Here is a 21,331-nt window from a genome sequence, read left to right as displayed (position 1 = left end):
TTGTTCGCGTGGCTGTGAAACCCCGTAAGGGTTTCGTTTGAAGCTCTGGAGCCTCTCGGGGGAGAGACCGTCTTCACCATCCTGTCGGATGGCCCCGCTTCCTCACTTCCACCTTGTCATCCTGCTCGCCTTCCTTGAAGGCTCAGAAAGAATAGTCCCAAACCCTCAACTTGTCAACACCCCACTTGAGGCACCCGGTTGGCCTTCAGCTCGACCGCACTACACTGTGGACGTGAGCCTCGTCGCCCCGCCGCCCTTCGAACGTCTGGAACGCTTTTTGCGAGACGTCCTGGGTGACGCGACCTTGCTGCACGAGGACCTACCCTCGCCCGCCGTCACCGTTCCCGCCACGACGCTCGAATGGCCCGAGAACGTTCGCGCAGGTTTCGGGCACGCCGACGTTTACAGCCACCAAGCGCGGGTGTACGAACACCTGAGGGCGGGACGGCACGTCATCGTCACGACACCGACCGCGTCCGGCAAGACGGGCGCGTTTTTTCCTGCCGTGTTCGAAGGCTTGGCCCGCGAAGCCGACACGACCGCCCTGTTCGTCTACCCGCTTGTCGCGCTAGGCCAAGATCAACGCGACAAGCTCGAGGCGTTCCGCGAAGCGGGCGGCTTTCCGTGGCGAATCGGGTCCTTTCAAGCCGCCGCGCGGCCGGACGCCGTGTTCGGCAGCGACGTCCGAATGATCACGGCGACGCCCGACAAGCTCCACTGGAGCCTCACGCACCCGGCCCTCCACCGTTTTCTCGCACGGCTGAAGTTCCTCGTCCTCGACGAAGCGCACACGTATCGAGGTGGCTTCGGCAGCGAGGTCGCCGGGATGCTGCGCCGACTGCTCGAATTGTCCAGGGCGCTCGGCGCCGATCCCACGGTCGTCCTTTCAACCGCCACGATCGGCAATCCCGCCGAGTTCGCGCGCGAGCTCACAGGCATCACCCCGGTGGAAGTCAGCGAGTCTGGCGCGGCGAGACACGGCAAGCGTTACTACCTCGCCGATCACGCTGGACAGCCGAGACGCTTTTGGGACGCGGTCATGAGCGCCTCCACCGCGCACGACCTCAAGACCTTGGCCTTCTTCCGTGGGCGGTCGAGGGCCGCGCGCCTCTACTCGACGTACCGCACGCACCCCGTGTACGCGCGCGCCTCGCACCTCTACATGGCGGGCGTCAGCGACCGCGAAGGACGACTGGGCGAGTTCCGACGAGCGAGAAGCGGCGTGATGTTCGCGACGAATGCGCTCGAAGCGGGCGTGGACATCGGCGATCTCGAAGTCGTCATCCTCGACGGCTATCCCGGCTCACGCATGGCTTTTCGGCAGATGGCGGGCCGAGCGGGACGGGTCTCCCCCGGGCTCGTGCTGTACATGCCCGCCCTCGACGAGCGAGGTCTTCCCCACCCCGTCGACGCCTTTTACAGCAACGCCGGAAACTTCCGCGACTTGCTGACGGGAACGATCGAAAAGGCCGTGATCGAACATGACAACGCGTACATCGCGCCGAAGCACGAGGCGCGGCATCTCGAGGAGCTCGCCAGCGCGAATCTAAGGCCCGCCGCGCCGAGGAGGCGTTACTGGAATCTGCGTGGAGAAGGCAGCGGAAAGTTCAGCGTCGTGGACGCGCGCGATTGGGAAGCGCGCGGAGAAGCGAGCCTCTCGGCGACCTTGGAGCAGCCCGGCGAGCACTACGCCCTCACCGAGAAGCACGAAGGCGCGATCTTCTCGCTCGAAGGGCAAAGTTACCGGGTCGTCCGCTGGGAAGAGCACGCGAGCGGCACCGCCATCCTCGTCGAGAAGCACGACGCTCCGCACCTCTTCACTCGGGGAGCGTACAGCGTAGACGTGCGGCCTCACACCATGAGCGAGTGGACGAAACGCGGCCCCATCGCTTACCGGCACGGCTCGGTGCTCGTCACTCGGCGCTACACCGGCTACACGCTGCTACGCCAGGTCTTCGCCCGCGTGTGCGTCAAGTGCGACCGCGAGCCCACCTTGCACGAGCGGACGTGCAAAACCTGTGGTGGACGCATCCAAGACCGAATGCAAGACCAGAAGCTCGCCGAGCACGCTTTCGAGGAAGTCAAGGAACTTCCGCCCTTCCGTACGAGCGCCCTCGAAATCGGTGTGAACGGCTCGACGGGCGTCGCGCATACGCTGCTCAACCTCTTGCAAAAACTCGTTCCCGAACGCGTCGCCTGTGACGAGAACGACCTCGGCGGCGCCTTTCGAGGAGGCAAGGACAATTACTTCTATCTCTACGACGACTGGCTCGGAGGCCTGGGCGTCACGCGGCGCGCCTTCGAGAGCATCGACGACCTCTTGCGCCGCGCCTTGAGAATCGCCAGTCGACCTTGTTGCGACGACGGCTGCTACGAGTGCACTGCCGTGGGTCGACCGTTCAGCCCCTTCCTCGAAACCGGCGACCGCCGTCCCACCGACAAGCGTGGCGCTTACGCCTTGCTCGCCGAAGTCCTCGGGGAGAGCGTTCATGAAGTGGCCGAATCCGATCCTCCTGCACGCCTCGAGGACTGGTTCGCGCAGGCGCGCGAACTTTTGGAATTGCGCGGCCTCAGCCTCACCGAAGTCAGCGCGAAGGTCGGCGTGCCGTCGCGCGAACTCGGTCGACGCCTCGCGAGCAGTCCGCCTCTGCGCGTCACGCACGAAAAGTTCGGCGAGGGCATCATCCAGGGAGGCAGCGGCAGCGGCGAGCGGCGCGAAGTGCAAGTGTACTTCCCCGGGCACGGCCTCAAGCGTCTTCTCGTCGCGCACGCCAAGCTGCAAGTCCTTGGCGGGTAAACAAGTCCTTTGACGGACACCCGACGGGCCCGTATCATGGCTTGACGCGACCGAACACCCGAACAGGGGCCGTTCGAGATTGTGGCCTCGAACAGAGGCACCTCTTACACAGGCGACCGCCGCGAGCGGAGCGCCCAGGAGCTCATGCATGGAAGTCGTCACGCGCATTCCGCCCCACTCCAATGACGCCGAGATCTCGGTCCTCGGCTCGATCCTTGTCGACAACGACGCCCTGGTACAACTCGGGGACACCGTCATGGCCGACATGTTCTACCGAGAAGCGCACCGCAAGATCTTCACGGCCATGCGCGGCCTCGCCGACAAAGGCGAACCTGTCGACCTCGTCACCCTCACCGACGAGTTGCGGCGCCTCGGAATTCTCGACGACGTCGGCGGCATCTCCTACCTGATCGGCCTTTCCGAAGCCGTTCCGACCGCCGCGTACGCCGAGACGTACGCCCGCCTCGTCCAAGAAAAGCACACCTTGCGCCAGCTCATCTCGGCGAGCGGCAAGGTCATGCAACTCGCCTACGAAGGGCAGCTGCCTCTCGAAGACCTGCTCGACAAAAGCCAGAAGCTGGTGTTCGACGTCGCTCAGCAGCGCGGCACCGACGAGTTCCAAGAGATGAACGCCGTCATGCACGACACGCTGGACTACATCACCTTGCTGCACACCAGCCAGGGGATTCCCGACGGAGTGCGCACGGGGTTTCGTGACCTCGACGAGCAGATCTCGGGCCTTCAAAAAGGCAGCCTGAACGTCTTGGCGGCGCGGCCCTCCATGGGGAAAACGGCCTTCGCGCTGTCCATCGCGCAGAACGTGGCGCTTCGCAAGGAAAAGGCGGTCGCGGTGTTCTCGCTGGAAATGCCCGCCGTGCAGCTCGCGCTGCGCATGCTGTGCAGCGAGGCGCGCGTCGACATGAATCGTGTGCGGTCGGGACAGCTGAGCGACCGCGATTTCGAGCGGCTCGCGAACGCGGCGGCGCGGCTCGCCGAGACGCCGATGGTGATCGACGACGAGGCGGACCTTACCTTGAACGTGCTTCGCAGCAAGTGCCGCCGTATCATCGCGAAGCATGGCAACCTTGGCATGATCGTGATCGACTACCTGCAGCTCATGAGCGGCGGGCGAGGTGGCACCGGCAGCGAAAACCGTCAGCAGGAAATCAGCGCGATCTCGCGTGGTCTCAAAGGTCTGGCGCGTGAACTCGACGTCCCGATCGTCGTTCTCTCGCAGCTTTCGCGCGCCGTGGAGCAACGACCCAACCACCGCCCGATGCTGTCGGACCTTCGTGAATCGGGCGCGATCGAGCAAGACGCCGACATCGTGATGTTCATTTATCGCGACGAGTATTACAACAAGGAAACGGATCAGCAGGGAATCGCGGAGATCATCATCGGTAAGCAGCGTAACGGCCCGGTGGGTACGGTGAAGCTGCAATTCCATAGCGCGCACGTACGGTTCAACGATCTCGCGCCGGAGGGCGTGTGACGGCGCCGTCGTCGAAGCCACCCGCGCGTCGGCGGCGGCGCCGTCGCGGAGGGCGCGGGGGTGGAGAAAACGCTTCCGCGGCCGCGCCCGTGAATGCTCCTAAGGTGGCGAAGACACCGAAAGCGCCGACGTCGTTGCCGATTCGCATCGGGGTGGGCGTGATCGTTTTGCGCGGCGATACCGTGCTGTTGGTGCGAGAGCGTGGTCGGTGGAGTTTGCCCAAGGGTGGGCTCGATCCCAACGAGCTCGTGGCGGAGGGTGCCAGGCGCGAGGCGTTGGAGGAGACGGGCTTGGAGGTGGAGATTCGCGACTTGGCGTTCACGCTGGAATTCCATGCCCAGACGTGGGGTCATCACCTGCAATTCTTCTTTCATGCCCGTGAGGTCGGAGGGACGTTGGGGCCGCGCGATCCGGATCGGGAAGTGCAGGAGGCTCGCTTCGTGCCGATTCGTGAACTTCGGGAGTTCGTACGCTTCCGGCCACGTTTGCTGTCACTCGAAACTTGGCTACGAGAGCGGCGCGCGCGGCACTTCGTGTACAACCTCGACAAAGAGCCGGCGATGTTGCGTCCTCGGCGGCGCGTGGCTGCGCCGGGCTCCCCGTCTGAGGAATGAGGCTCGCGCGGCTCGTCTTTTTCTGTTATTATCTAAACGTGAAGCCGCGCTTTCGCCAAGATCTTTATCCCGACAGCGGCCGAGGGTACGTCCACGCGTGCCCTCAATGCGGCGCCGCGCTCGACTTGTGTGAGCTGCGGGACGGCGACCAGGCGTACTGGTGCCACCGTTGCGAACGAGGCCACCGCGCGGGCGACCCGCCGCTGGAGTACCTCCGCCCTCTTCCTTCTTCAGCCTGAAAGCCTTCTTCGCGTCCTGGCGGTCGCTTCGGTCCCTGCGGTATCCTGAGCGGATGGAAGGCCGTCTGGACGCTCAAGTCATCGCCGTCACGTCCGCCGACGCGGGATACGGACGCTCCGTGGCGCCCGTGCTCGCGCAATCGGGCGCCAGCGTCGTGCTGATCGGTGGAAACGCCGACACGCTCGCGCAACTCGCGTCGCACATCGAGTACGAGGGCGGCACCGCCATTCCTATCAAGGCGGACGTCGGCGTACCTCTCGACTGGGTGAGCGCGCAAGGCCGCATCCTGGAGATCTTCGGCGCCCTGCACGGCGTCGTGCACCTCGCCGACAAGCGCGCGCACAGCACGTTCGCGCAACTCAGCGAGGGTGAGTGGATGGAGCTCTTCAACTGCAACGTCAAGTCCAGCGTGGCCGTCGCGCAAGTGCTGCGGCGCCGCTTGCCGAGCACCTGGCTAACACTCATCGGGCCGCACCTCGACGAAAAGGGCCTCCACGCCGCTCCGCAGCGCGGCGCGCTGCGAGGATTGGCCGAGCACGCGCACGTCGAGGACTTGCGTGTGAACGTGCTGCTGCCGTCTCGCGCGGCGGCAGGTGGAGAGCACGACCGCCCGCTCGCCGAGGCGGTGATGGCCCTCGCGCGACCCGAGCTTCGCCACCTGCGCGGCATCGTGGCCGACGTGCCCCTGCCCGACGCGCCGTCGCTGCGCCCGAGCGAATTGTCCCTGCTATGAAGTGCCCGTACTGCTCGGCGCCCGACAGCAAGGTCGTCAACTCCCGTCCGAGCGACGAGGGCGGCGCGATTCGGCGGCGCCGCGAGTGCTTGTCGTGCGGGCGGCGCTTCACGACGTACGAGCGCGCGCAACTCGAACCGTTGATGGTCGTGAAGCGTGACGGGCGGCGCGAAGCGTTCAACCCGGACAAGTTGCTGCGCGGCTTGACGCTCGCCACGGAAAAGCGTCCTGTAACCCCGGAAACTTTGCGGGCGTTCGCGTACGGCTTCGAAGACGAGGTCGGCCAGACGGAAGTCAGTAGCGAGGAAATCGGACGCAAAGCGATGAACTTCCTGCGGCCTATCGACGAGGTGGCATACATCCGCTTCGCCAGCGTCTACCGCGATTTCGACACGCTCGAACGCTTCATCGAAGAAATTCGCGGTCTCAAGGACGGTTGAAACAGCGAGCATGCTTTATGCTGAAGGTCGAATGCCGTTCGTGAGGTGGCTATGATCGACACTCCCCCGCCCGACGACCTCGCCGAGCAACTCGAAAGTCTCGGCGGACACTTGGTATGGCGACTCGGAAAGCACGAGGGACGCGACGAGGTGGTCGTGCGCGTTGGTTTCGCGTCGGCCACGCCGCGATTCGCACACTTGCCGAAGTTGCACAGCGCATCGGAAGCGGAACTCAAGGACGCGCTCGCGAGCGGCACCATCGTCATCGAGTGGGTAGGCTAAATCCTCGTGATCTTCGACGCCGAGCAGTCCTTCTCTTTGCCGTACCCCGGGCCTCACGAGGCGGCGCTCGCGTTCCTTCGCGATCCGCAGCGTAGCCTCGGGCGTGTGACCTTCTTGCAAAACGTGCGCGTAAGCGAATCGATCGTGCGCGCCGAGATGCTCGTGCAAGTCCCGATGATGGGCACGTTGACGCTTCCGTTCGAAAGCGAGTTGATTTTGACGAACGACGGCGCGCACCTCACGCCGAGGACGCTCGAGAGTCAAGCATGGGCGGAAGTCGGAGGAAGTGGGGCCGTACAGGGAACCACGCTCGATTACCGCTTCGCGTTTCGCGTGCACGTCGACATGCCGACCGCCGAGAAGTGGGGCGGCGCGGCATTCGAGAAGATGTTTCACGCCACGGCGAGGCGAACGTTGGAGCGCCTCGCGAAAGAGTTTCCTGATGGGGTGCGCGCGGCGATGCCGTGAAGTACGCTCTTGCTCGAGGAGCTTACATGGAGATTCGATTTCTGGGACACTCGGCCTTCCTCTTTTCGACCGGCGAGCATAAAATCGTCATCGATCCGTTCATTCAGGGCAATCCGACTTGTCCGGTGCCGCTGGAGGACTTGCTGCGCGAAAACGTGTCGGCGGTGCTCCTGACGCACGCGCACGGCGATCATCTGGGAAACGCGCTGGATTTCGCGCGGGCCGGAGCGACGATCATCGCTACGGCCGAGATCGGATACTGGGCGCAAGGCGAGGGCGTGAACGCCATAGCAGCGAATATCGGCGGCACCGTGCGTCTCGCATGGGGCAGCGTGAAGCTCACGCCCGCTTGGCACTCCAGCTCGTTTCCCGACGGACGGTACGGCGGCATGCCGACGGGCATGATCGTCGAGATGGACGGCGTCCGCATCTACCACGCGGGCGACACGAACGCGTTCGGCGACATGGCCCTCATCGGTGAGGAGGGGCTGGACCTGGCGATCTTGCCGATCGGAGATCACTTCACGATGGGGCCCCGCGAGGCGGCGCGAGCGCTGGAGTGGCTCAAGCCGAAGCGAACCGTTCCAATGCACTACGGGACTTTTCCGCCGCTAACAGGAGACCCGCAGGAGTTCGCCCGGTTGGCGAGAGAGCGAGGCGTGGAGCCGTACGTGCTGAACCCGGGAGAAACTCTGCAGATGTGAAGCAGGCCGTTTCTGCTCACCCGACGCGCCGGAAATCTTCTAAACTTAAGTTCACGACTTCCTCAGCGTGCGGAGCGACATGACGACCAAGCATCTACCGAACTTGCCAGATTACACGCTTCAGCGAACGCTGGGGCGTGGGAACAGCGCTTGGGTGTACCTCGCTTTGAACTCGCAAGGTCAAAGGGTCGCCCTGAAAGTGCCTTTTCAGGAGACGTTGGAAAACCCCGAGCGGGCCGAACGGTTCGCGAACGAAGTCAGACTCAGCCTTCAGCTCAAGCACGAGAACCTCGTCATCGGCTACGCGGGCGTGCCCTTCGGCACGAACAGCTTCCTGGCCATGCGGTACTTTCCCGAAAGCACCTTGGCGCGCTGGCTGGAACTCGGGCGCGTACCGGAAAACGAAGCGCTCGTCATCATATCCGACGTCGCCCGCGCCTTGACGTTCCTGCACGCTCAAGGCGTGGTGCATCAAGACGTCAAGAGTCAAAACGTGTACCTCGACGCGGGACGCGCGGCGCTCGGCGACTTCGGCGCGGCGTACTTCATCGCGCAAGGAGGTCGAGGAGCGGGCAGTCCCTTCTACATGGCGCCCGAAATCTACCGCGGAGAACTCGGCACGCCCGCGTCCGACGTGTACAGCCTCTGCGTCCTCGCGTACGAGTTGTTGACGGGCGAGCGTCCCTTCGTGTCCGACACGTACGAGGGGCTCATGGTGGCGCACCTCAGCAGCTATCCGAAATCGCTCGTTCATACGGTATCGAAGGTGCCCAAAAGCGTGACGGCCCTCGTGGAGCGTGGCTTGGCGAAAACGGCGCAGGACCGACCGGTCGCGCGCGACTTCGTGATGGCGATCGAAGAGGTGCAAGGCGTTCGAAGCGGCCTGAAGCTGGACGAGGTGGCCGCTTCGAACGACCTCAAGCCACCCACGACCTTCGGACGAGCGGGCGCGGCGAAGCCCACCATGGCCGCTTCGGCGGAGCGCTCGGCGAATTCCGGCCAATCTGGCCAGCCTGAGCGGCGCGCGTGGTGGAAACCGTTCAAGAAGCGTTCGTGAACCTCACGACGTGACCTGCACGGGCGGCGCGCCCACCGCCCCGAGCAGCACGTTCAAGCCCCCTTCGAGCGAATCGACCCTCGGCCAAGCGTCCAAGAAAGGCTGCCCACTCGTCACGTCGTTCGGAGTGACGATGACACGCAGTCCCGCGCGGTGCGCCGCCGTCGCGCCATGAAAGGAGTCCTCGACGGCGACCGCCTCGCCGGGCTGCAAGCCGAGGCGGGCGAGGGCGAGCGAGTACAATTCCGGGTCGGGTTTCACGCGGGCGACGTCGTCCCGTGTGGCGAGCACCTCGAAGACGTCCTGAAGGCCGTGCTGCTCCAACCATGGCTCGATCCAGGCACGTTCGCTCGAAGAGGCGATGGCGAGCCGCACGCCCGCCTCGCGCGCTTCGGCCAACACTCGCCGAATGCCGGGCCGCACGTCGTCCGCCGCGATCGCCTTGAAGATGTCGGCCCGCAGCCGATCATGTGCCGAGCGGCGCGTGTCCTCGTCGAGTTCGAGCGCCGCCCAAGGATCGAAAGCTCCCCACGTTCCGACGCCCTGCTGCCAGTCTTGCAAGGCGAGTACTTGGCCATGCTCGCGGTAAAGTTCCTCCCAGCGGCGAAACTCGTGCGTTTCCGTGTCGAGGATCGTGCCGTCGAAATCGAAGATGAAGGCGCGCACCGTAGCTTCCATGGCCACAGTCTAAACGGGCATCGTCACCTTTCTCGTGCTCGCGCGCATGAGCGTGCTTTAGGGTAAAGAGCAATGGTCGAATGGATTCAACACCTCATGTCGTCGCTCGGCTACGCCGGCATCGTGGTCCTGATGTTTTTGGAGAACGTGTTTCCACCCCTCCCGTCGGAGCTCATCATGCCCTTGGCGGGCTTCACGGCCGCAGACGGCGATCTCAGTATCGTCGGGGTGATCGTGGCGGGAACATTGGGATCGGTCTTGGGATCGTTGCCGCTGTACCTGCTGGGGCACGCCGTCGGCGAGGAGCGCTTGGCGTCGTGGGCGGACAAGTACGGCAAGTGGCTCACCGTCAGCGGCAAGGAGATTCGCGGTGCCGACGAGTGGTTCGATCGCCACGGGCACCGCGCCGTGCTGTTCGGGCGTCTCGTTCCCGGCCTTCGTTCGCTGCTCTCCATTCCGGCCGGGATCTCCGGCATGCCTCTCGGCAAGTTCCTCATCTACACGAGCCTCGGAACGGCCACGTGGAGTACCCTGCTCGCCACGGCAGGCTTCCTGCTCGGCGACAACTACGAACAAGTGGAGCGCTGGGTGGGACCGGTCGGCACGATCGTCCTCGGGGCGGTGGCCATATGGTTCGTCGTGTGGATCGTGCGCCGCAAACGCGCCAAGGGAAAGTCCGCGAAGCCGTCTTGACCGAACTCTCCTCGACTTCGTTCGTTGTTTAGGCGAGGTTCAGAAGCGTTTCCTACCGTGTCGGCACGTATGCCGACCGACGAACGTCTCGTGACCGCCGCACTCCTCATTGCCGCGCTCGGGTGCGGCCTGTGGGCGAGTTGGCCCCATCTCTTCGGGATGCCGCGCGCTCCCAGCGTCACACGAGCGGGATCGCCCGTAATCGTGCCTGTCACCACGGCGCCGTCCTATCCGACGACAGCGAGTGTCGAGCCCCTGCTGAGCGGCCCGCTGAACCTCAACACGGCCTCGCAAGAGCAACTCGAAGCTTTGCCGAAAATCGGGCCCGCCTTGGCGAAGCGCATCGTCGACGCACGTCCGTATCGCTCGCTGAGCGATCTCGACGCCGTGAAGGGCGTCGGGCCGAAGTTGATCGACGTCCTCGCCCCCCTCGTGACCTTCCAGTGAGGTATGGAAGCGCCACGAAGACCGCCGTGCCAGTCTTCGCGCGGAGCATTTCCCTTCCTTGGTCGCTCGTCGCGTTCGCAGGCTTCGCGGCAGGTATCCTCGTCGTTTCGGGCGAGGCGTGGGGCGCGGCCTGGCTGCTTCTGCCGCTTTTGGGTGGCCGCTCGCGGCGCCCGGCGACCTTGACGCTCGTCGCGCTCGTGGCCGCGCTGCTCGGCGGATCGAGGGAGCGCGCCGAACAGCGGGCACCGGACCCGCTCGCCTCTTGGCGCGGAGCCCTCGTGACGTTGAGCGGCACCTGGGACGGACGCTTCTTGCGCTTGGAAGACCCGCGAGCGAGCGTGGCCCTCTCACCGAAGCCGAGCGCCCCGCCGGGCGAACTACGGGTCTGCGGACGCCTCGACCTTCCCTCCACGCCGCGTAACCCCGGAGAGTTCGATTACTCGGCGTGGCTTCGAGCGTCGGGTGTGCGAAGCGTTTTATACGGCGCGAAGGTGCTAAGCGCCCGACCGAGGCGAGACGCTCGCACTTGGTTTCGGGGCGGCGTGCGCCTCGGGTTGTCGCCGCTCGAGGCAGACTTCATGGAAGCCGTCGAGCTCGGCGACAAGGACGAGTTGAACACGCGGACGCTGGGGGCGCGCGCCGCCAACAACGCGTTCGCGCACGCGGGCTTGTCGCACCTCATGGCCTTGTCGGGCCAGAACGTCGCCCTCATCGTGACGGCCTTGTCGTTCCTCCTGGCAAAGACTCCCTTGAAGCTCGCGCGCTACCCGGTCTTGCTGCTGGCCCTCGCGTTCTACGTGTGGTTGGCCGGACCGTCTCCGAGTCTGCTGCGCGCGACGTTGCAGGGCGGCGCCGTCCTGATCGGTCTGTGGGTAGGAAGAGGGCGAATCGACGCGCTCGGGGCGCTTGGCCTCGCGGGCTTGGTGAGCTTGGCGTGGTCGCCGCTGTGGGTATTCGACGTCGGCTTTCGGCTGTCCTTCCTGGCGGCGGGCTCGTTGCTGCTCGTACCGCGTGTAGAGGGTCGCTTGCCGAGCAGGTGGCCCACGTGGTTGAAGGTCGGCTTGGCGGGCACGTTGCTCGCCGAGATCTCGACCGCGCCGATCGTCGCCCACACCTTTCACGCGCTTCCCCTGCCGCTTGCGAGCGTGCCCGCCAATCTCCTCGCCGCGCCCCTCATGGCGCTCCTCGTGCCGCTCGGCTTCATGGCGGGACTGGCAGGGCCGCTCGCCGCACCGATCAACCTCCTGGTCGGTCCGCTCGTGAAGTTGCTCTTGGCGCTCGTCACCCTTTTCGGGCATTGGCCGAGCGTGCCGTGGGGAGAAATTTCGGCGGCGGGATGGGCCGCGTACGGCTTGTTCGGCGTCTGCGTGACGTTGTGGTTGCGGCGGCGACTCGGGGAGCGGTCGGCGAGCGCCGTGTGCCTCGCTTGTGTCCTCGTGACGATGGTGGCGGCAAAGTCAGGAGGGCAAGCACGTGAAATCGTGTTCCTCGACGTCGGGCAGGGAGACGCGACCCTGATCCGGCTCGGTGACTTCACGATGCTGATCGACGGAGGCGGCACCCCGAGAGGAAGCTTCGACGTCGGCGCGCGCACGGTCGTCCCCGCCCTCAAGACGCTCGGCGTGTTCGACCTCGACGTCGTCGTGCTGACACATCCGGACGCGGACCACGTCGAGGGCTTGACGAGCGTCTTGTCGGAAGTGCCCGTCGGGGAAGTGTGGCTGGGCCGCCGAACGAACGCGCCCATCGAGACGGCGGTGCTGCACGCCGCGAAAACGAGGCGTGTTCCCGTGCGGGCTGTGGCGCGTGGCGACCATATCACGGTGGGAAACGCCGCCTTGGACGTGATGTGGCCGGCGCGGCCCTTCTCGAAGGAGGACAACGAGAACAGCGTCGCGATCCGCTTGGACGTCGGAACCTTCCGAGCGGCTTTCCTCGGCGACTTGCCGAGCGGCGTGGAATCTCGTCTGAACCTCGGACGCTTGGATTTGCTGAAGGTCGCTCACCACGGTTCGCGCTTCTCGACGTCGGAGGCACTTCTGAGCGAGACGAGGCCGCGTGACGCCGTCATCTCGGTCGGACGCAACACGTACGGTCACCCCAACTCGGACGTGCTGAATCGCTTGCGTGCGGCGGGAATCCGAGTGTGGCGCACGGACGAGGCGGGCGCGATTCGCTGGCCCTTGCCCTGAATCGCGCCCGCCTCGAGACGTGGATATGCAGAAGCGACAAAAGCGGTCTTGCCGACGTGATTTCACGTCGGCAAGACCGCTTGACCGGCAAGGAGCGCGGGAGACTTCGAAGCGTCAGCGGGCGGTGTAGCGCAAAACGCGCTCCACGCGCGACGTCAAGGTCGTGTCGGATACGCGAATCAGGAAGAGCGGGGAGTTGGAGCGCTCGCCCGTCTTCGTGAAGGCGATACGGCCGGTGAGGGCGGTGCTCGCGTCGAAGTTCGTGGTGCGAACGGCGGCCAAGACGCTTTCACGTGTCGGAGCGCCGTTCTTGGCGGCCCGTTCCAGGCTGTCGAGCAGCACGTTCATCGCGTCGAAGGAAAACGCGGCGATGCCCGACGGCGCCTTCTTGAAGGCCGCTTCGTAGGCGTTGACGAAGGTCGAGCGGTTGGCGAAGGCGCTCACCGGACCGAACACCGTCGTGAAGAGCGTGTCGCGCGCCGCCGCGCCCGCCGTGCGCGTCAAGACTTCCGAGTCGAGCGCGTCGCCGCCCATGAAGCGGGTGGTGACGCCGCCGTCACGCAGCAACTTCAGGAACGGTCCGCCTTTGTCTGGCGTGCCTCCGAAGAACACGAGTTCCGCGCCGCTCTCCTTGACGCGGTTGACGAGGGCCTTGTACCCCGCGTCCTCCGAAACCCCGACGTACGCCACCACTCGGACGTTCTTGTCCTTGAGGTTGCCTTGCAGTTGCTGCGTCAAGCTGTTGCCGTACGTGGTGTTGTCCGTCACGACGAACACCGACTTCGGCTTGAGAACGTCGGCGATGTAGGCGCTGGCCGCGTCTGCTTGCGCTCGGTCGGGAGCGACGACGCGGAAGAAGTTGTTCCACTTCTGCTCCGTGAGGGTGTCGGACGTGCTCGTCGGGGAAATGACGGCGATGTTGCCCTTGGAAAGCACCTCGCTGACGCGCAAGCTCACGCCGGAATTCAAGGGACCGACGACGCCGAGAAAGGACGAATCGCTCAGAATTTGCTGCGCGACGTTCACGCCGCGCGTCGCGTTGCCGTTGTCGTCGAAGGACTGCAGCGTGACGTTGAGGCCAGCGGCGCGCAACGCGGCGGAATGCATACGAAATGCCACTTCCGCGCCTTGCTTGATGTCCTGCCCGAGAGCAGCCAAGGAGCCCGTGAGCGGGCTGATCGTCGCTACCTTGACGGCTCTTTGGGCGCTGGCACTCGAAAGGGCGGCGAGAAGGCTGAGGCCGAGGATCACACGGGCGCGGGAATGGAACATGGCTCAGGTTATCTTCACAACTCTTTCAAAATTCTGTCACGGCGAGTGTGAAGTCAGGACAGGCGCAGCAGCAGCGCTTGGTACGGCGCGAGCGTGACGGCCGAAAGGGGCGTGGACGCGGCCCTCGGCACGCTCGACAACAACACGGTCACCTCGGGCTTCTCGCTCGACGCATGCGACGAGAAGTCGAGCGTAGTTTCTTGCCCACCGAAGTTGAGGGCGACGAGCACTCGTTGACTGCCGGACGCGCGGACGTAGGCGAACACGTCCTCCGCGTTCGTCTCGACGTCCACGAAGTCGCCCGCGTGCAACTCGGGCAAGTCTCGGCGTAGCTTCGTGACGGCGCGAAAGAAGTGCAGATCAGACGAGGGATCTGCTTCCTGCGCGGCGACGTTCACGTCGCGGTAATTCACCCCCAAGGGCAACCACGGCTCCGCTTCGCTGAAGCCAGCGTTCGGTGACGCGTCCCACTGCATCGGTGTACGTTCGGGATCACGACTCGCAAATGGGTTGTCCTGCTGACGAATTCCCGCCGGGTCCTGCATCCGCTCGAACGGAATCTCGACATTCTCCATCCCGATCTCGTCGCCGTAGTACACCGTGGGTGTGCCACGCAAGGTGAGCAGCAACGTCTGCATGACTCGGTACCGCTCGAAGCCGAATTTCGACTTGAAGCGGTGCTGATCGTGATTTCCCAGCACCCAGTTCGGCCAACCGCCGAATTCACGGCAAGCCGCGTCATAGCGCGTGACGAGTTCGCGGATGCCGCGCGCCGTCACCTCGTTCATGGTCAGGAGCAAGAAGTTGAAGGGCAAGTGGCACTCGGCGCCTGCCTCACTGCCGTAGTACGTCACGAGTCGTTCGAGCGGCAAGTAGATCTCGCCGACCATCATGCGCTCCTGACCGGGCGCCGAGAACTCGTCGAGGACGGCGCGCATCTCTCGAATGTAGCCGTGCGTCTCGGGCAGGTCTTGCGTGTACACGTGCTGCAGCATGCCGTGCTCCAAGTGTCCTTCTTGCCACTCGGGATTGAGCGGTTCGTCGAGGAACTCCGCGTGCTTGCCCAAGAGCCAGATGACGTCCACCCGGAAGCCGTCCACGCCGCGCCGCAACCAAAAGCGCATCGCGTCCAGCAGGGCGGCGCGCACCTCGGGATTCGCCCAGTTCAACTCGGGCTGCTGAGGCAGGAACTGGTGCAAGTAGTACTGCCCGGTCGTCTCGTCGAGCGTCCACGCCCGACCGCCGAAGAACGAGCGCCAGTTGTTCGGTGGACCGCCGTCGGGCGCGGGGTCACGCCAGACGTACCAGTCGCGCTTGGAATTGTCGCGGCTGGCACGCGATTCCTGAAACCACGGATGTTGATCGCTGGAGTGATTCGGCACGAGATCCAGCATGATCTTGAGACCTTGGGCGTGCGCCGCTCGTACGAGGTCGTCGAAGTCGGCGAGGCTGCCGAACAGCGCGTCGACGTCCTCGTAGTTCGCGACGTCGTACCCGAAATCCGCCATCGGCGAGGTGAAGATCGGCGAAAGCCACAGCGCGTCAACGTTCAAGGACCGCAAGTAGTCGAGGCGCGCCGAGATGCCGCGCAAGTCGCCTACCCCGTCCCCGTTGGAGTCTTGAAAGGAGCGTGGATAGATTTGGTACACGATGCCGCGCTGCCACCACGGAAGTTCGGCGGGTGCTGAAGTCGTCATGACGGCAGTGTAAACGCCTCCTGGACCGTCACGACGAGATCTTCAGTTTTGACTTTGTGGAAAGTCGGCGGCCAGCCGGATCGTGAGATCCGCGCCCGCTTCGCCGACGCCCCCGAGCACGATGCGGCCGTAACCGAGGTCGTCGCGCAGGCGCTCGGCCGCCTTCTTGTCCGTCGTCAGGAGCGTCGTACGATTCCGATCGCCGTCCCCGTTGCCGATCGTGACGTTGACGTACCCCAAGCCTTGCAGCTTTTCTTGAAGTCGGCGCGCACTTCCGGCGGGCGCACTCACGTTCACGATCGCGATCTTGAGGGCGCGCGGATCGCCCGCCACGGCTTCGAGCGCGAATTTGTCATGCACGAGCGTTTGAATTTTGTCGTCCTCGGGAATCCATACCATGCCGCCGAAGTGTCCGGGCAGCAGGTGAGGCTCCAACGTCGGTCGGCGCAACAGCGCGCCGAAGACTTCGGCGACGTCCTCGCGCGACAAGCTCGTCCGAACGTTCGAGCCGAGCGCGGCGACGACGTTGGGCACGTGAAGCAAACCGAGCGGACTCAGAAGTTGGCGTTGCAGCGCGCCGACGAATTCCTGCTGACGCCCCACGCGACCGATATCGCCGAGGCGGTCGTAGCGGAAGCGCAAGTAGGCTTCGGCTTGTCGGCCGTCGAGGTGCTGACGCCCGGGTTGGAAATCGATGTAAAGCTTGGCGGCGGTGTCCGTGTATTTCATCGGCTCCTTGACGTCCACCGTGACGCCGCCCGCCGCGTCGGTCACTTCCCGTAACGCGTTGAGCGACAAGAGGACGTAGCCGTCGACGGACACACCCGTCAAGTTCCGTACGGCGTTCACGAGTTCGTCGGGACCGAAGTTCGAGGCGGCGTTGATCTTGCTCATGCCGCGTTCGGGCAACTCGACCCAGGTGTCGCGCGGCACGTTCAACATCCGGATCGTCGGTTCGTTCGCGCGCAGCTGCACGAGCATGATGGTATCGGTGAGGCCGGTGTAGTCCTCAGGGGCGGCCTGATGGTAGCCGACGTAACGCGGAGAGACGCCGGCGACGAGAAAGGTCCGCGTCGTCTCGGGCGCCTTCGGCAGCGCCGCGTATTTCGTGAGGGTCGGCACGGCGGGCGCCGACCAAGCGGTCAGGCCCGCGAGGACGAGCAGCACGACGAGAATGACGTTCGCGAACACGCGTCGCCGAGAAGGCCGAGTCGAAGGTGCGGGCGTGTCGGAATCGGGCGAGGAGGACGGATGCATGTACATCCAAACTTTAGCGAACGATGAAGACAGGCGTGTGAGGTATTTTCGACGTCTGGAACGAAGACGATGCTAACGAAGGTCTACAGGGGCCGTGCCGAGCGCCTCCATCTCCCCTTTCAAGTAAGCGGCGAGGGCGCGAAGCGCTCCGGCGCGGTAGCCGTACGTCACGATGGCGGGCGCGTTCACATCGAGCACGGCGTAAGGATTCCACAAGGCCAAGTGCAGATCCGGCGTCGCCGAACGCCACCCTTCGGCACGATGACGAGACGTCGTGGCGAGCGCCAGGAAGCGGCCCGAGGCGCGCAGGGCAGGCCAGTCGACGTCGCCCGGATTTTGCACGAAGACGGTGTCGAGGTCGTACAAGTCACGCAGGAACGACGCGAGCGTTTCACCGCGCACGCCCGCCTCGGACACGAACGAGCGATCGACGCCTTCGAGGGCGATCAAGGTGACGCGCTCACCGAGGTTCGGGCGGGTCGGACCGCGCACCGCGGTCAAGCCGCGCCGCCACGCCTCGTCGAACAACTGCTCGTCGCGTCGTCGCTGCTCGTCGGGGTATGTCCGCCCAGAAGCGCGAAAGCGTTCGGCGAGCGCGTTCAGGCGGGCGAGGCGCCGCTCGACGCCTTGGATTTCGCCGCGCTCCAACGCGCTTTGAATCGCCTCCAAAGTCGCTTCCTGCGCGCTTCGGCGCCCGAGTGCCATCACCATGTCCGCCCCGGCTCGCAAGGCGAGGACACCCGCCTCACCGCGTCCGAAGTTCGCGTCGATCGCCGCCATGCCCATCGAGTCGGTGATGACGACGCCGTCGAACGCCAGTTCGTCGCGCAGGAGCTCGGTGAGAACCGCGCCCGAGAGGGTGGCGGGCAACGCCTCGTCGAGCGCTTCGAAGACGATGTGCGCCGTCATCACGGCGGGCGCCCGACCGCTCGAGAAGACACGGCGAAACGGCGCGAGTTCGACGTCGTCGAGCACGTCGCGCGCTTTGCTCACGCGGGGCAAGGCGAGGTGGCTGTCGAGGTGGGTGTCGCCGTGTCCCGGAAAGTGCTTCACGCACCCCGCCACGCCCTCTTGCAAGCTGCCTTCGAGCCAAGCCGAGGCGAGTCGAGCGACGCGCTCTGGATCGGCGCCGAAGGCGCGGTCGCCAATCACGGGGTTGAGCGCATTCACGTTGAGATCGAGGACGGGCGCGAAGTTCCAATTGATGCCGAGCGCGGCGAGCGGACGTGCGACCGCCCGCCCGACGTTTCGCGCGAGGTCCTCGTCGTTCGCCGCGCCGAGGCTCATGGCGCTCGGAGCGAACGGCAGGAAGGTCGTTCGAAAGACGCCGCCGCCTTCCTGATCGATGGCGATGAGGGCGTCTTCGCCCATCACGGCGCGCAAGTCCGTCACGAGCCGCGCGAGTTGCGACTCGTCTTGGATGTTCTTGCCGAAAAGGCACACGGCGCGAATTCCGTGGCGGCGCAAGTGTTCGGCGGTGTCATCGTCGAGGTCGGGTCCCGGCACGTCTACCATGACGAGCGGTCCGGCGAGGCGGCAATTCGGAAGATCGGGCATGTCGAGCGGAGCGTACCACGCGTCTCGGCGCGCTCTGCTCAGCCCGCCCGTCTCGTCAAAAGGCGCACGAACAACGTAGTACCCCACGCGGCGAGCGCGAGCGGCAGGAGGTGCCACCAGCCCCAGCGAACGGTCAAGGCGAACCAAGCGTCGAGCAGCACCGAGGCGCTCGTCACGACGATTCCGAGCAGGTACGCGACGCGCTCGTGACGCACGTCGTACAGGCGCGTGCGAGGCGCGAGGTCGGTCATGCCGTCACGCGCCTCGAAGTAGCGAACGAGCAGCAGTGTGCCGAGCAGGAAGAGTCCGACGGTGAAGATCAGCAAGAACCAAGCCCCGACGCCCTTCACGTCCAGCGCGAAGACGCTCAAGGCGCCTTGCGGCAACGAGGCGGCGAGGCAGGCGAGGCTCGCCTGGAAGGCGGCGCGGGTGCTGTAGGCGGGAGCTTCTCCGAAGCGTTGCATGCGAAGTCACCAAAGCGAGGTGATTCGAGGATAACGCTGGGCGCAAACATGTGCGTCCACAATAGAAATCACGGCTACACCGTGCGGTGCAGCCGTGAAGAAACTCGTAACGTCGGAAAGGGAAGGCCGACGAATGTTCTAGGCGGTCAGGCGCTCTTGCGTTCCTGCACGGTCGGCAGGAGGGTGCGCACGAGGTTCATGATCGCCGTGCGGTACTGGCCGGGTTCGAACACGAACGGTCCGAAGCGCGAGTAGTCCCAACTGGGCCGATACACCTGCTCGAATCCGTCCCAGGTGACGACGCCGTTGCCGAGGGTGACGCGCGCGAACATCGGCCAGCAGCAAGCTTCGCCACACTCGCACGTCAGCACCATGACCTTGCCGGGCGCGCCGAGCAAGCTTCCGATGCCTTCCTGGTTGCCTTGCACGAGCAGGGCCGTCGTGAACGCCCGCCAGTGATGCTCGGGCACCCCGGCGTATCGGCCCGCCTGATGCATGTTCGCTTCTCGCCACGCGAGGAACACCTCGTACTCGCGCAAGCGGTCGGTCAGGTCGCGTCCGTCGATGAGAATCTGAATGGAGCGCCCGTGCCAAGTCTGGTTTTCGACGACGCGGAATTCGATGCGGTTGTGGAACTGTCGGCCTTCCATGCCGCTCAGGGTAAAGACGCGATCATGGCGTCAATCTCGACACGGTCGCAATTTGAAGCTTGTTCGAGCAGATTTATGGCGCTTGCGAAACTTTCGTTCAAGGGTTCTACAAGGCGGTCACAGCCTCCTTGAAAAAGCGCCTTTCCAAGCGGGAAAAACGGTGATGAGCACCTCAAGACGACCTTCGGAAAGGCCTTGCTCGCCTTGCGTCCGTGGAGGCCTCGCGTACACTGAGGCCGTGGATTCGCCCCTCTTCGTGATCGCGGTCATCGTCGTGCTCACGCTCGCCAACGGCCTGTTCGCGTCCTCGGAACTCGCGCTCGTGTCCGCGCGGCGCTCGCGCCTCGAAGGCCTCGCCGAGGAAGGCAACCGCGCGGCGAAGCTCGCCCTCGATCTTTCCGAGCGGCCCGGCGCCCTGCTGGCCACGGTCCAAGTCGGCATCACGCTCATCGGGACGATCAACTCGATTTTCGCGGGCGAGAACCTCGTTCGGTTCATCGAGCCGGGCCTCCGACCGTACTTCGGAAGCGCGACGGGCACGGTCAGCTATGTGCTGATCGTTCTCCTCGTGACCTTCGTGTCTCTCGTGTTGGGCGAGCTCGCTCCGAAGCGGCTGGCATTGCGCGATCCCGAGGGACTCGCGATGCGCGTCGCGCCCCTCATGGCGCTCTTGGAAGCCGTGACACGCCCTATCGTGTGGGTCCTCGACCGCACGGCGACGCTGCTGCTGCGTCTCGTCGGCGTACGAGGCGAGCGGCAGCAAGACGTCACCGAGGAGGACGTGCGCGCCCTCGTAGAGCAAGCCACGGAAAGCGGCTCTTTGGAAGCGGGCGAAAGCGAGCTCATCGAGCGAGTGCTGCGCTTCAACGACCGCCGCGTGCGCGAGGTGATGACGCCGCGCGTGGAGCTCGTGATGCTCGACCTCGACCAGCCGGTGCCGTCCTTGCTGGAGAACGCGCTTCACCTCGGGCACTCGCGCTATCCGGTGTACACGAACGGACCCGACAACATCGTCGGCTTGCTGCGCAGAGACGATCTGCTTGCCGTGGCCCTCGATCCGAACCTGCCCGTCGCGTCGGCGATGCGCGAGCCGCTGTACGTGCCGGAAAGCGCGTGGGCGAACGACGTGCTGATGCAACTCAACGAGAGCAAGCAGTACGAAGCGCTCGTCGTGGACGAGTACGGCGACCTCGCCGGGATGGTGACGGCGAACGACTTGATCTCGGAGCTCGTGGGCGTCTTCGGCGACGAGCGCGAAGAAGCCGAGATGCTCGTGCGCCGCCCCGACGGGTCGTTTCTCGCGGACGGCGCCCTTGCCATGCACGACTTGCGCGAGATCCTCGCGCTTCCCGCGGGCGACGAGGAAGCGTTCACGACCCTCGCAGGATACGTTCTGTCGCACACGGGCAGCATTCCGAACGTCGGGGAGCGCATCGAGGTGGATGGTTGGACGCTCGAAGTCGTGGACTTGGACGGGCGCCGCATCGACCGCTTGCTGATCGTGCCGCCCGAGGGGTACGTTTCCGAGGACATCCGCGCGGGCAATCCGAGCGACATCTCGACGCGTCCGAGCTGAGCCGTGTAAAAAAATCGGCGC

Annotated in this window: 20 protein-coding genes; 13 read left to right on the top strand and 7 right to left on the bottom strand. The window is 65.0% G+C overall.

Features of this window, described 5'->3' with window-relative positions; all coding sequences use genetic code 11:
- Nucleotides 1-88: 88 nt before the first annotated feature.
- The 9 genes from DES52_RS21410 to DES52_RS21365 all read left to right on the top strand — a co-directional run bounded on the left by DES52_RS21410 (nucleotide 89) and on the right by DES52_RS21365 (nucleotide 8,827).
- Nucleotides 89-2,797 (top strand): DEAD/DEAH box helicase, encoded by a 2,709-nt coding sequence (locus DES52_RS21410; protein WP_110888869.1) that lies wholly within the window; start codon nucleotides 89-91, stop codon nucleotides 2,795-2,797.
- 148 nt (nucleotides 2,798-2,945) lie between these two features.
- Nucleotides 2,946-4,289, top strand: a complete 1,344-nt coding sequence (dnaB, locus tag DES52_RS21405; RefSeq protein WP_110888868.1) for a replicative DNA helicase — start codon at nucleotides 2,946-2,948, stop codon at nucleotides 4,287-4,289.
- The gene (locus tag DES52_RS21400; protein WP_110888867.1) at nucleotides 4,286-4,903 is read left to right on the top strand and encodes an NUDIX hydrolase; all 618 of its coding nucleotides are present in this window, start codon (nucleotides 4,286-4,288) and stop codon (nucleotides 4,901-4,903) included. Before dnaB ends, DES52_RS21400 begins: the two co-directional genes overlap by 4 nt.
- Before the next feature lie 292 nt (nucleotides 4,904-5,195).
- Nucleotides 5,196-5,876, top strand: coding sequence for an SDR family NAD(P)-dependent oxidoreductase (locus DES52_RS21390; RefSeq protein ID WP_110888866.1), 681 nt, complete (start codon nucleotides 5,196-5,198; stop codon nucleotides 5,874-5,876).
- The gene (gene nrdR, locus DES52_RS21385) at nucleotides 5,873-6,316 is read left to right on the top strand and encodes a transcriptional regulator NrdR (RefSeq protein WP_110888865.1); all 444 of its coding nucleotides are present in this window, start codon (nucleotides 5,873-5,875) and stop codon (nucleotides 6,314-6,316) included. The genes DES52_RS21390 and nrdR overlap by 4 nt, the downstream gene beginning before the upstream one ends.
- Nucleotides 6,317-6,367: 51 nt before the next feature.
- Nucleotides 6,368-6,598: a DUF3248 domain-containing protein gene (locus DES52_RS21380; protein ID WP_110888864.1), complete on the top strand. Its 231-nt coding sequence runs from the start codon at nucleotides 6,368-6,370 to the stop codon at nucleotides 6,596-6,598.
- Nucleotides 6,599-6,604: 6 nt separating this feature from the next.
- Nucleotides 6,605-7,066, top strand: coding sequence for a DUF3809 domain-containing protein (locus DES52_RS21375; RefSeq protein WP_110888863.1), 462 nt, complete (start codon nucleotides 6,605-6,607; stop codon nucleotides 7,064-7,066).
- Between the two features lie 26 nt (nucleotides 7,067-7,092).
- Entirely contained in the window at nucleotides 7,093-7,770 is a 678-nt protein-coding gene (locus tag DES52_RS21370; RefSeq protein WP_110888862.1) for a metal-dependent hydrolase, read from the top strand.
- A gap of 79 nt (nucleotides 7,771-7,849) precedes the next feature.
- Nucleotides 7,850-8,827, top strand: a complete 978-nt coding sequence (locus tag DES52_RS21365) for a serine/threonine-protein kinase (protein ID WP_110888861.1) — start codon at nucleotides 7,850-7,852, stop codon at nucleotides 8,825-8,827.
- Nucleotides 8,828-8,830: 3 nt separating this feature from the next.
- Here the strand turns inward: DES52_RS21365 and DES52_RS21360 are convergent, their stop codons facing one another.
- Nucleotides 8,831-9,505, bottom strand: a complete 675-nt coding sequence (locus tag DES52_RS21360) for an HAD family hydrolase (protein WP_110888860.1) — start codon at nucleotides 9,503-9,505, stop codon at nucleotides 8,831-8,833.
- 72 nt (nucleotides 9,506-9,577) lie between these two features.
- Here DES52_RS21360 and DES52_RS21355 point away from each other — a divergent pair, with 72 nt between their 5' ends.
- The 3 genes from DES52_RS21355 to DES52_RS21345 all read left to right on the top strand — a co-directional run bounded on the left by DES52_RS21355 (nucleotide 9,578) and on the right by DES52_RS21345 (nucleotide 12,837).
- Complete coding sequence (locus DES52_RS21355) at nucleotides 9,578-10,198, top strand: DedA family protein (protein WP_110888859.1); 621 nt, start codon at nucleotides 9,578-9,580, stop codon at nucleotides 10,196-10,198.
- Between the two features lie 69 nt (nucleotides 10,199-10,267).
- Complete coding sequence (locus DES52_RS21350; RefSeq protein ID WP_110888858.1) at nucleotides 10,268-10,645, top strand: ComEA family DNA-binding protein; 378 nt, start codon at nucleotides 10,268-10,270, stop codon at nucleotides 10,643-10,645.
- 26 nt (nucleotides 10,646-10,671) lie between these two features.
- The gene (locus DES52_RS21345; RefSeq protein ID WP_170131212.1) at nucleotides 10,672-12,837 is read left to right on the top strand and encodes a DNA internalization-related competence protein ComEC/Rec2; all 2,166 of its coding nucleotides are present in this window, start codon (nucleotides 10,672-10,674) and stop codon (nucleotides 12,835-12,837) included.
- A 114-nt stretch (nucleotides 12,838-12,951) separates the two neighbouring features.
- Here the strand turns inward: DES52_RS21345 and DES52_RS21340 are convergent, their stop codons facing one another.
- The 6 genes from DES52_RS21340 to DES52_RS21315 form a co-directional block, all read right to left on the bottom strand.
- Entirely contained in the window at nucleotides 12,952-14,109 is a 1,158-nt protein-coding gene (locus DES52_RS21340) for a branched-chain amino acid ABC transporter substrate-binding protein (protein ID WP_110888856.1), read from the bottom strand.
- A gap of 53 nt (nucleotides 14,110-14,162) precedes the next feature.
- The gene (locus tag DES52_RS21335; RefSeq protein WP_110888855.1) at nucleotides 14,163-15,806 is read right to left on the bottom strand and encodes an alpha-amylase family glycosyl hydrolase; all 1,644 of its coding nucleotides are present in this window, start codon (nucleotides 15,804-15,806) and stop codon (nucleotides 14,163-14,165) included.
- 42 nt (nucleotides 15,807-15,848) lie between these two features.
- Complete coding sequence (locus tag DES52_RS21330) at nucleotides 15,849-17,063, bottom strand: LCP family protein (protein ID WP_110888873.1); 1,215 nt, start codon at nucleotides 17,061-17,063, stop codon at nucleotides 15,849-15,851.
- 72 nt (nucleotides 17,064-17,135) lie between these two features.
- Nucleotides 17,136-18,620 (bottom strand): beta-N-acetylhexosaminidase, encoded by a 1,485-nt coding sequence (nagZ, locus tag DES52_RS21325; protein ID WP_245901215.1) that lies wholly within the window; start codon nucleotides 18,618-18,620, stop codon nucleotides 17,136-17,138.
- A gap of 38 nt (nucleotides 18,621-18,658) precedes the next feature.
- Nucleotides 18,659-19,084, bottom strand: coding sequence for a hypothetical protein (locus DES52_RS21320; protein WP_110888854.1), 426 nt, complete (start codon nucleotides 19,082-19,084; stop codon nucleotides 18,659-18,661).
- Between the two features lie 146 nt (nucleotides 19,085-19,230).
- Nucleotides 19,231-19,734 (bottom strand): hypothetical protein, encoded by a 504-nt coding sequence (locus DES52_RS21315; RefSeq protein ID WP_110888853.1) that lies wholly within the window; start codon nucleotides 19,732-19,734, stop codon nucleotides 19,231-19,233.
- 238 nt (nucleotides 19,735-19,972) lie between these two features.
- On the opposite strand from DES52_RS21315, the gene DES52_RS21310 reads away from it, so the two are divergent.
- Nucleotides 19,973-21,310: a hemolysin family protein gene (locus DES52_RS21310; protein ID WP_245901214.1), complete on the top strand. Its 1,338-nt coding sequence runs from the start codon at nucleotides 19,973-19,975 to the stop codon at nucleotides 21,308-21,310.
- Nucleotides 21,311-21,331: the final 21 nt, after the last annotated feature.

Source organism: Deinococcus yavapaiensis KR-236 (genome assembly GCF_003217515.1).
GTDB classification, from domain to species: Bacteria; Deinococcota; Deinococci; order Deinococcales; family Deinococcaceae; genus Deinococcus_A; species Deinococcus_A yavapaiensis.
This window is presented reverse-complemented; position numbering and strand designations above follow the sequence as displayed.

What these genes read in the sequence shown, in the direction of transcription:
- DES52_RS21410 (WP_110888869.1), top strand. Translation starts at nt 89, where the DNA reads ATGGCCCCGCTTCCTCACTTCCACCTTGTCATCCTGCTCGCCTTCCTT.
- dnaB (WP_110888868.1), top strand. Translation starts at nt 2,946, where the DNA reads ATGGAAGTCGTCACGCGCATTCCGCCCCACTCCAATGACGCCGAGATC.
- DES52_RS21390 (WP_110888866.1), top strand. Translation starts at nt 5,196, where the DNA reads ATGGAAGGCCGTCTGGACGCTCAAGTCATCGCCGTCACGTCCGCCGAC.
- nrdR (WP_110888865.1), top strand. Translation starts at nt 5,873, where the DNA reads ATGAAGTGCCCGTACTGCTCGGCGCCCGACAGCAAGGTCGTCAACTCC.
- DES52_RS21380 (WP_110888864.1), top strand. Translation starts at nt 6,368, where the DNA reads ATGATCGACACTCCCCCGCCCGACGACCTCGCCGAGCAACTCGAAAGT.
- DES52_RS21370 (WP_110888862.1), top strand. Translation starts at nt 7,093, where the DNA reads ATGGAGATTCGATTTCTGGGACACTCGGCCTTCCTCTTTTCGACCGGC.
- DES52_RS21365 (WP_110888861.1), top strand. Translation starts at nt 7,850, where the DNA reads ATGACGACCAAGCATCTACCGAACTTGCCAGATTACACGCTTCAGCGA.
- DES52_RS21360 (WP_110888860.1), bottom strand. Translation starts at nt 9,505, where the DNA reads ATGGAAGCTACGGTGCGCGCCTTCATCTTCGATTTCGACGGCACGATC.
- DES52_RS21355 (WP_110888859.1), top strand. Translation starts at nt 9,578, where the DNA reads ATGGTCGAATGGATTCAACACCTCATGTCGTCGCTCGGCTACGCCGGC.
- DES52_RS21350 (WP_110888858.1), top strand. Translation starts at nt 10,268, where the DNA reads ATGCCGACCGACGAACGTCTCGTGACCGCCGCACTCCTCATTGCCGCG.
- DES52_RS21340 (WP_110888856.1), bottom strand. Translation starts at nt 14,109, where the DNA reads ATGTTCCATTCCCGCGCCCGTGTGATCCTCGGCCTCAGCCTTCTCGCC.
- DES52_RS21335 (WP_110888855.1), bottom strand. Translation starts at nt 15,806, where the DNA reads ATGACGACTTCAGCACCCGCCGAACTTCCGTGGTGGCAGCGCGGCATC.
- DES52_RS21330 (WP_110888873.1), bottom strand. Translation starts at nt 17,063, where the DNA reads ATGCATCCGTCCTCCTCGCCCGATTCCGACACGCCCGCACCTTCGACT.
- nagZ (WP_245901215.1), bottom strand. Translation starts at nt 18,620, where the DNA reads ATGCCCGATCTTCCGAATTGCCGCCTCGCCGGACCGCTCGTCATGGTA.
- DES52_RS21320 (WP_110888854.1), bottom strand. Translation starts at nt 19,084, where the DNA reads ATGCAACGCTTCGGAGAAGCTCCCGCCTACAGCACCCGCGCCGCCTTC.
- DES52_RS21315 (WP_110888853.1), bottom strand. Translation starts at nt 19,734, where the DNA reads ATGGAAGGCCGACAGTTCCACAACCGCATCGAATTCCGCGTCGTCGAA.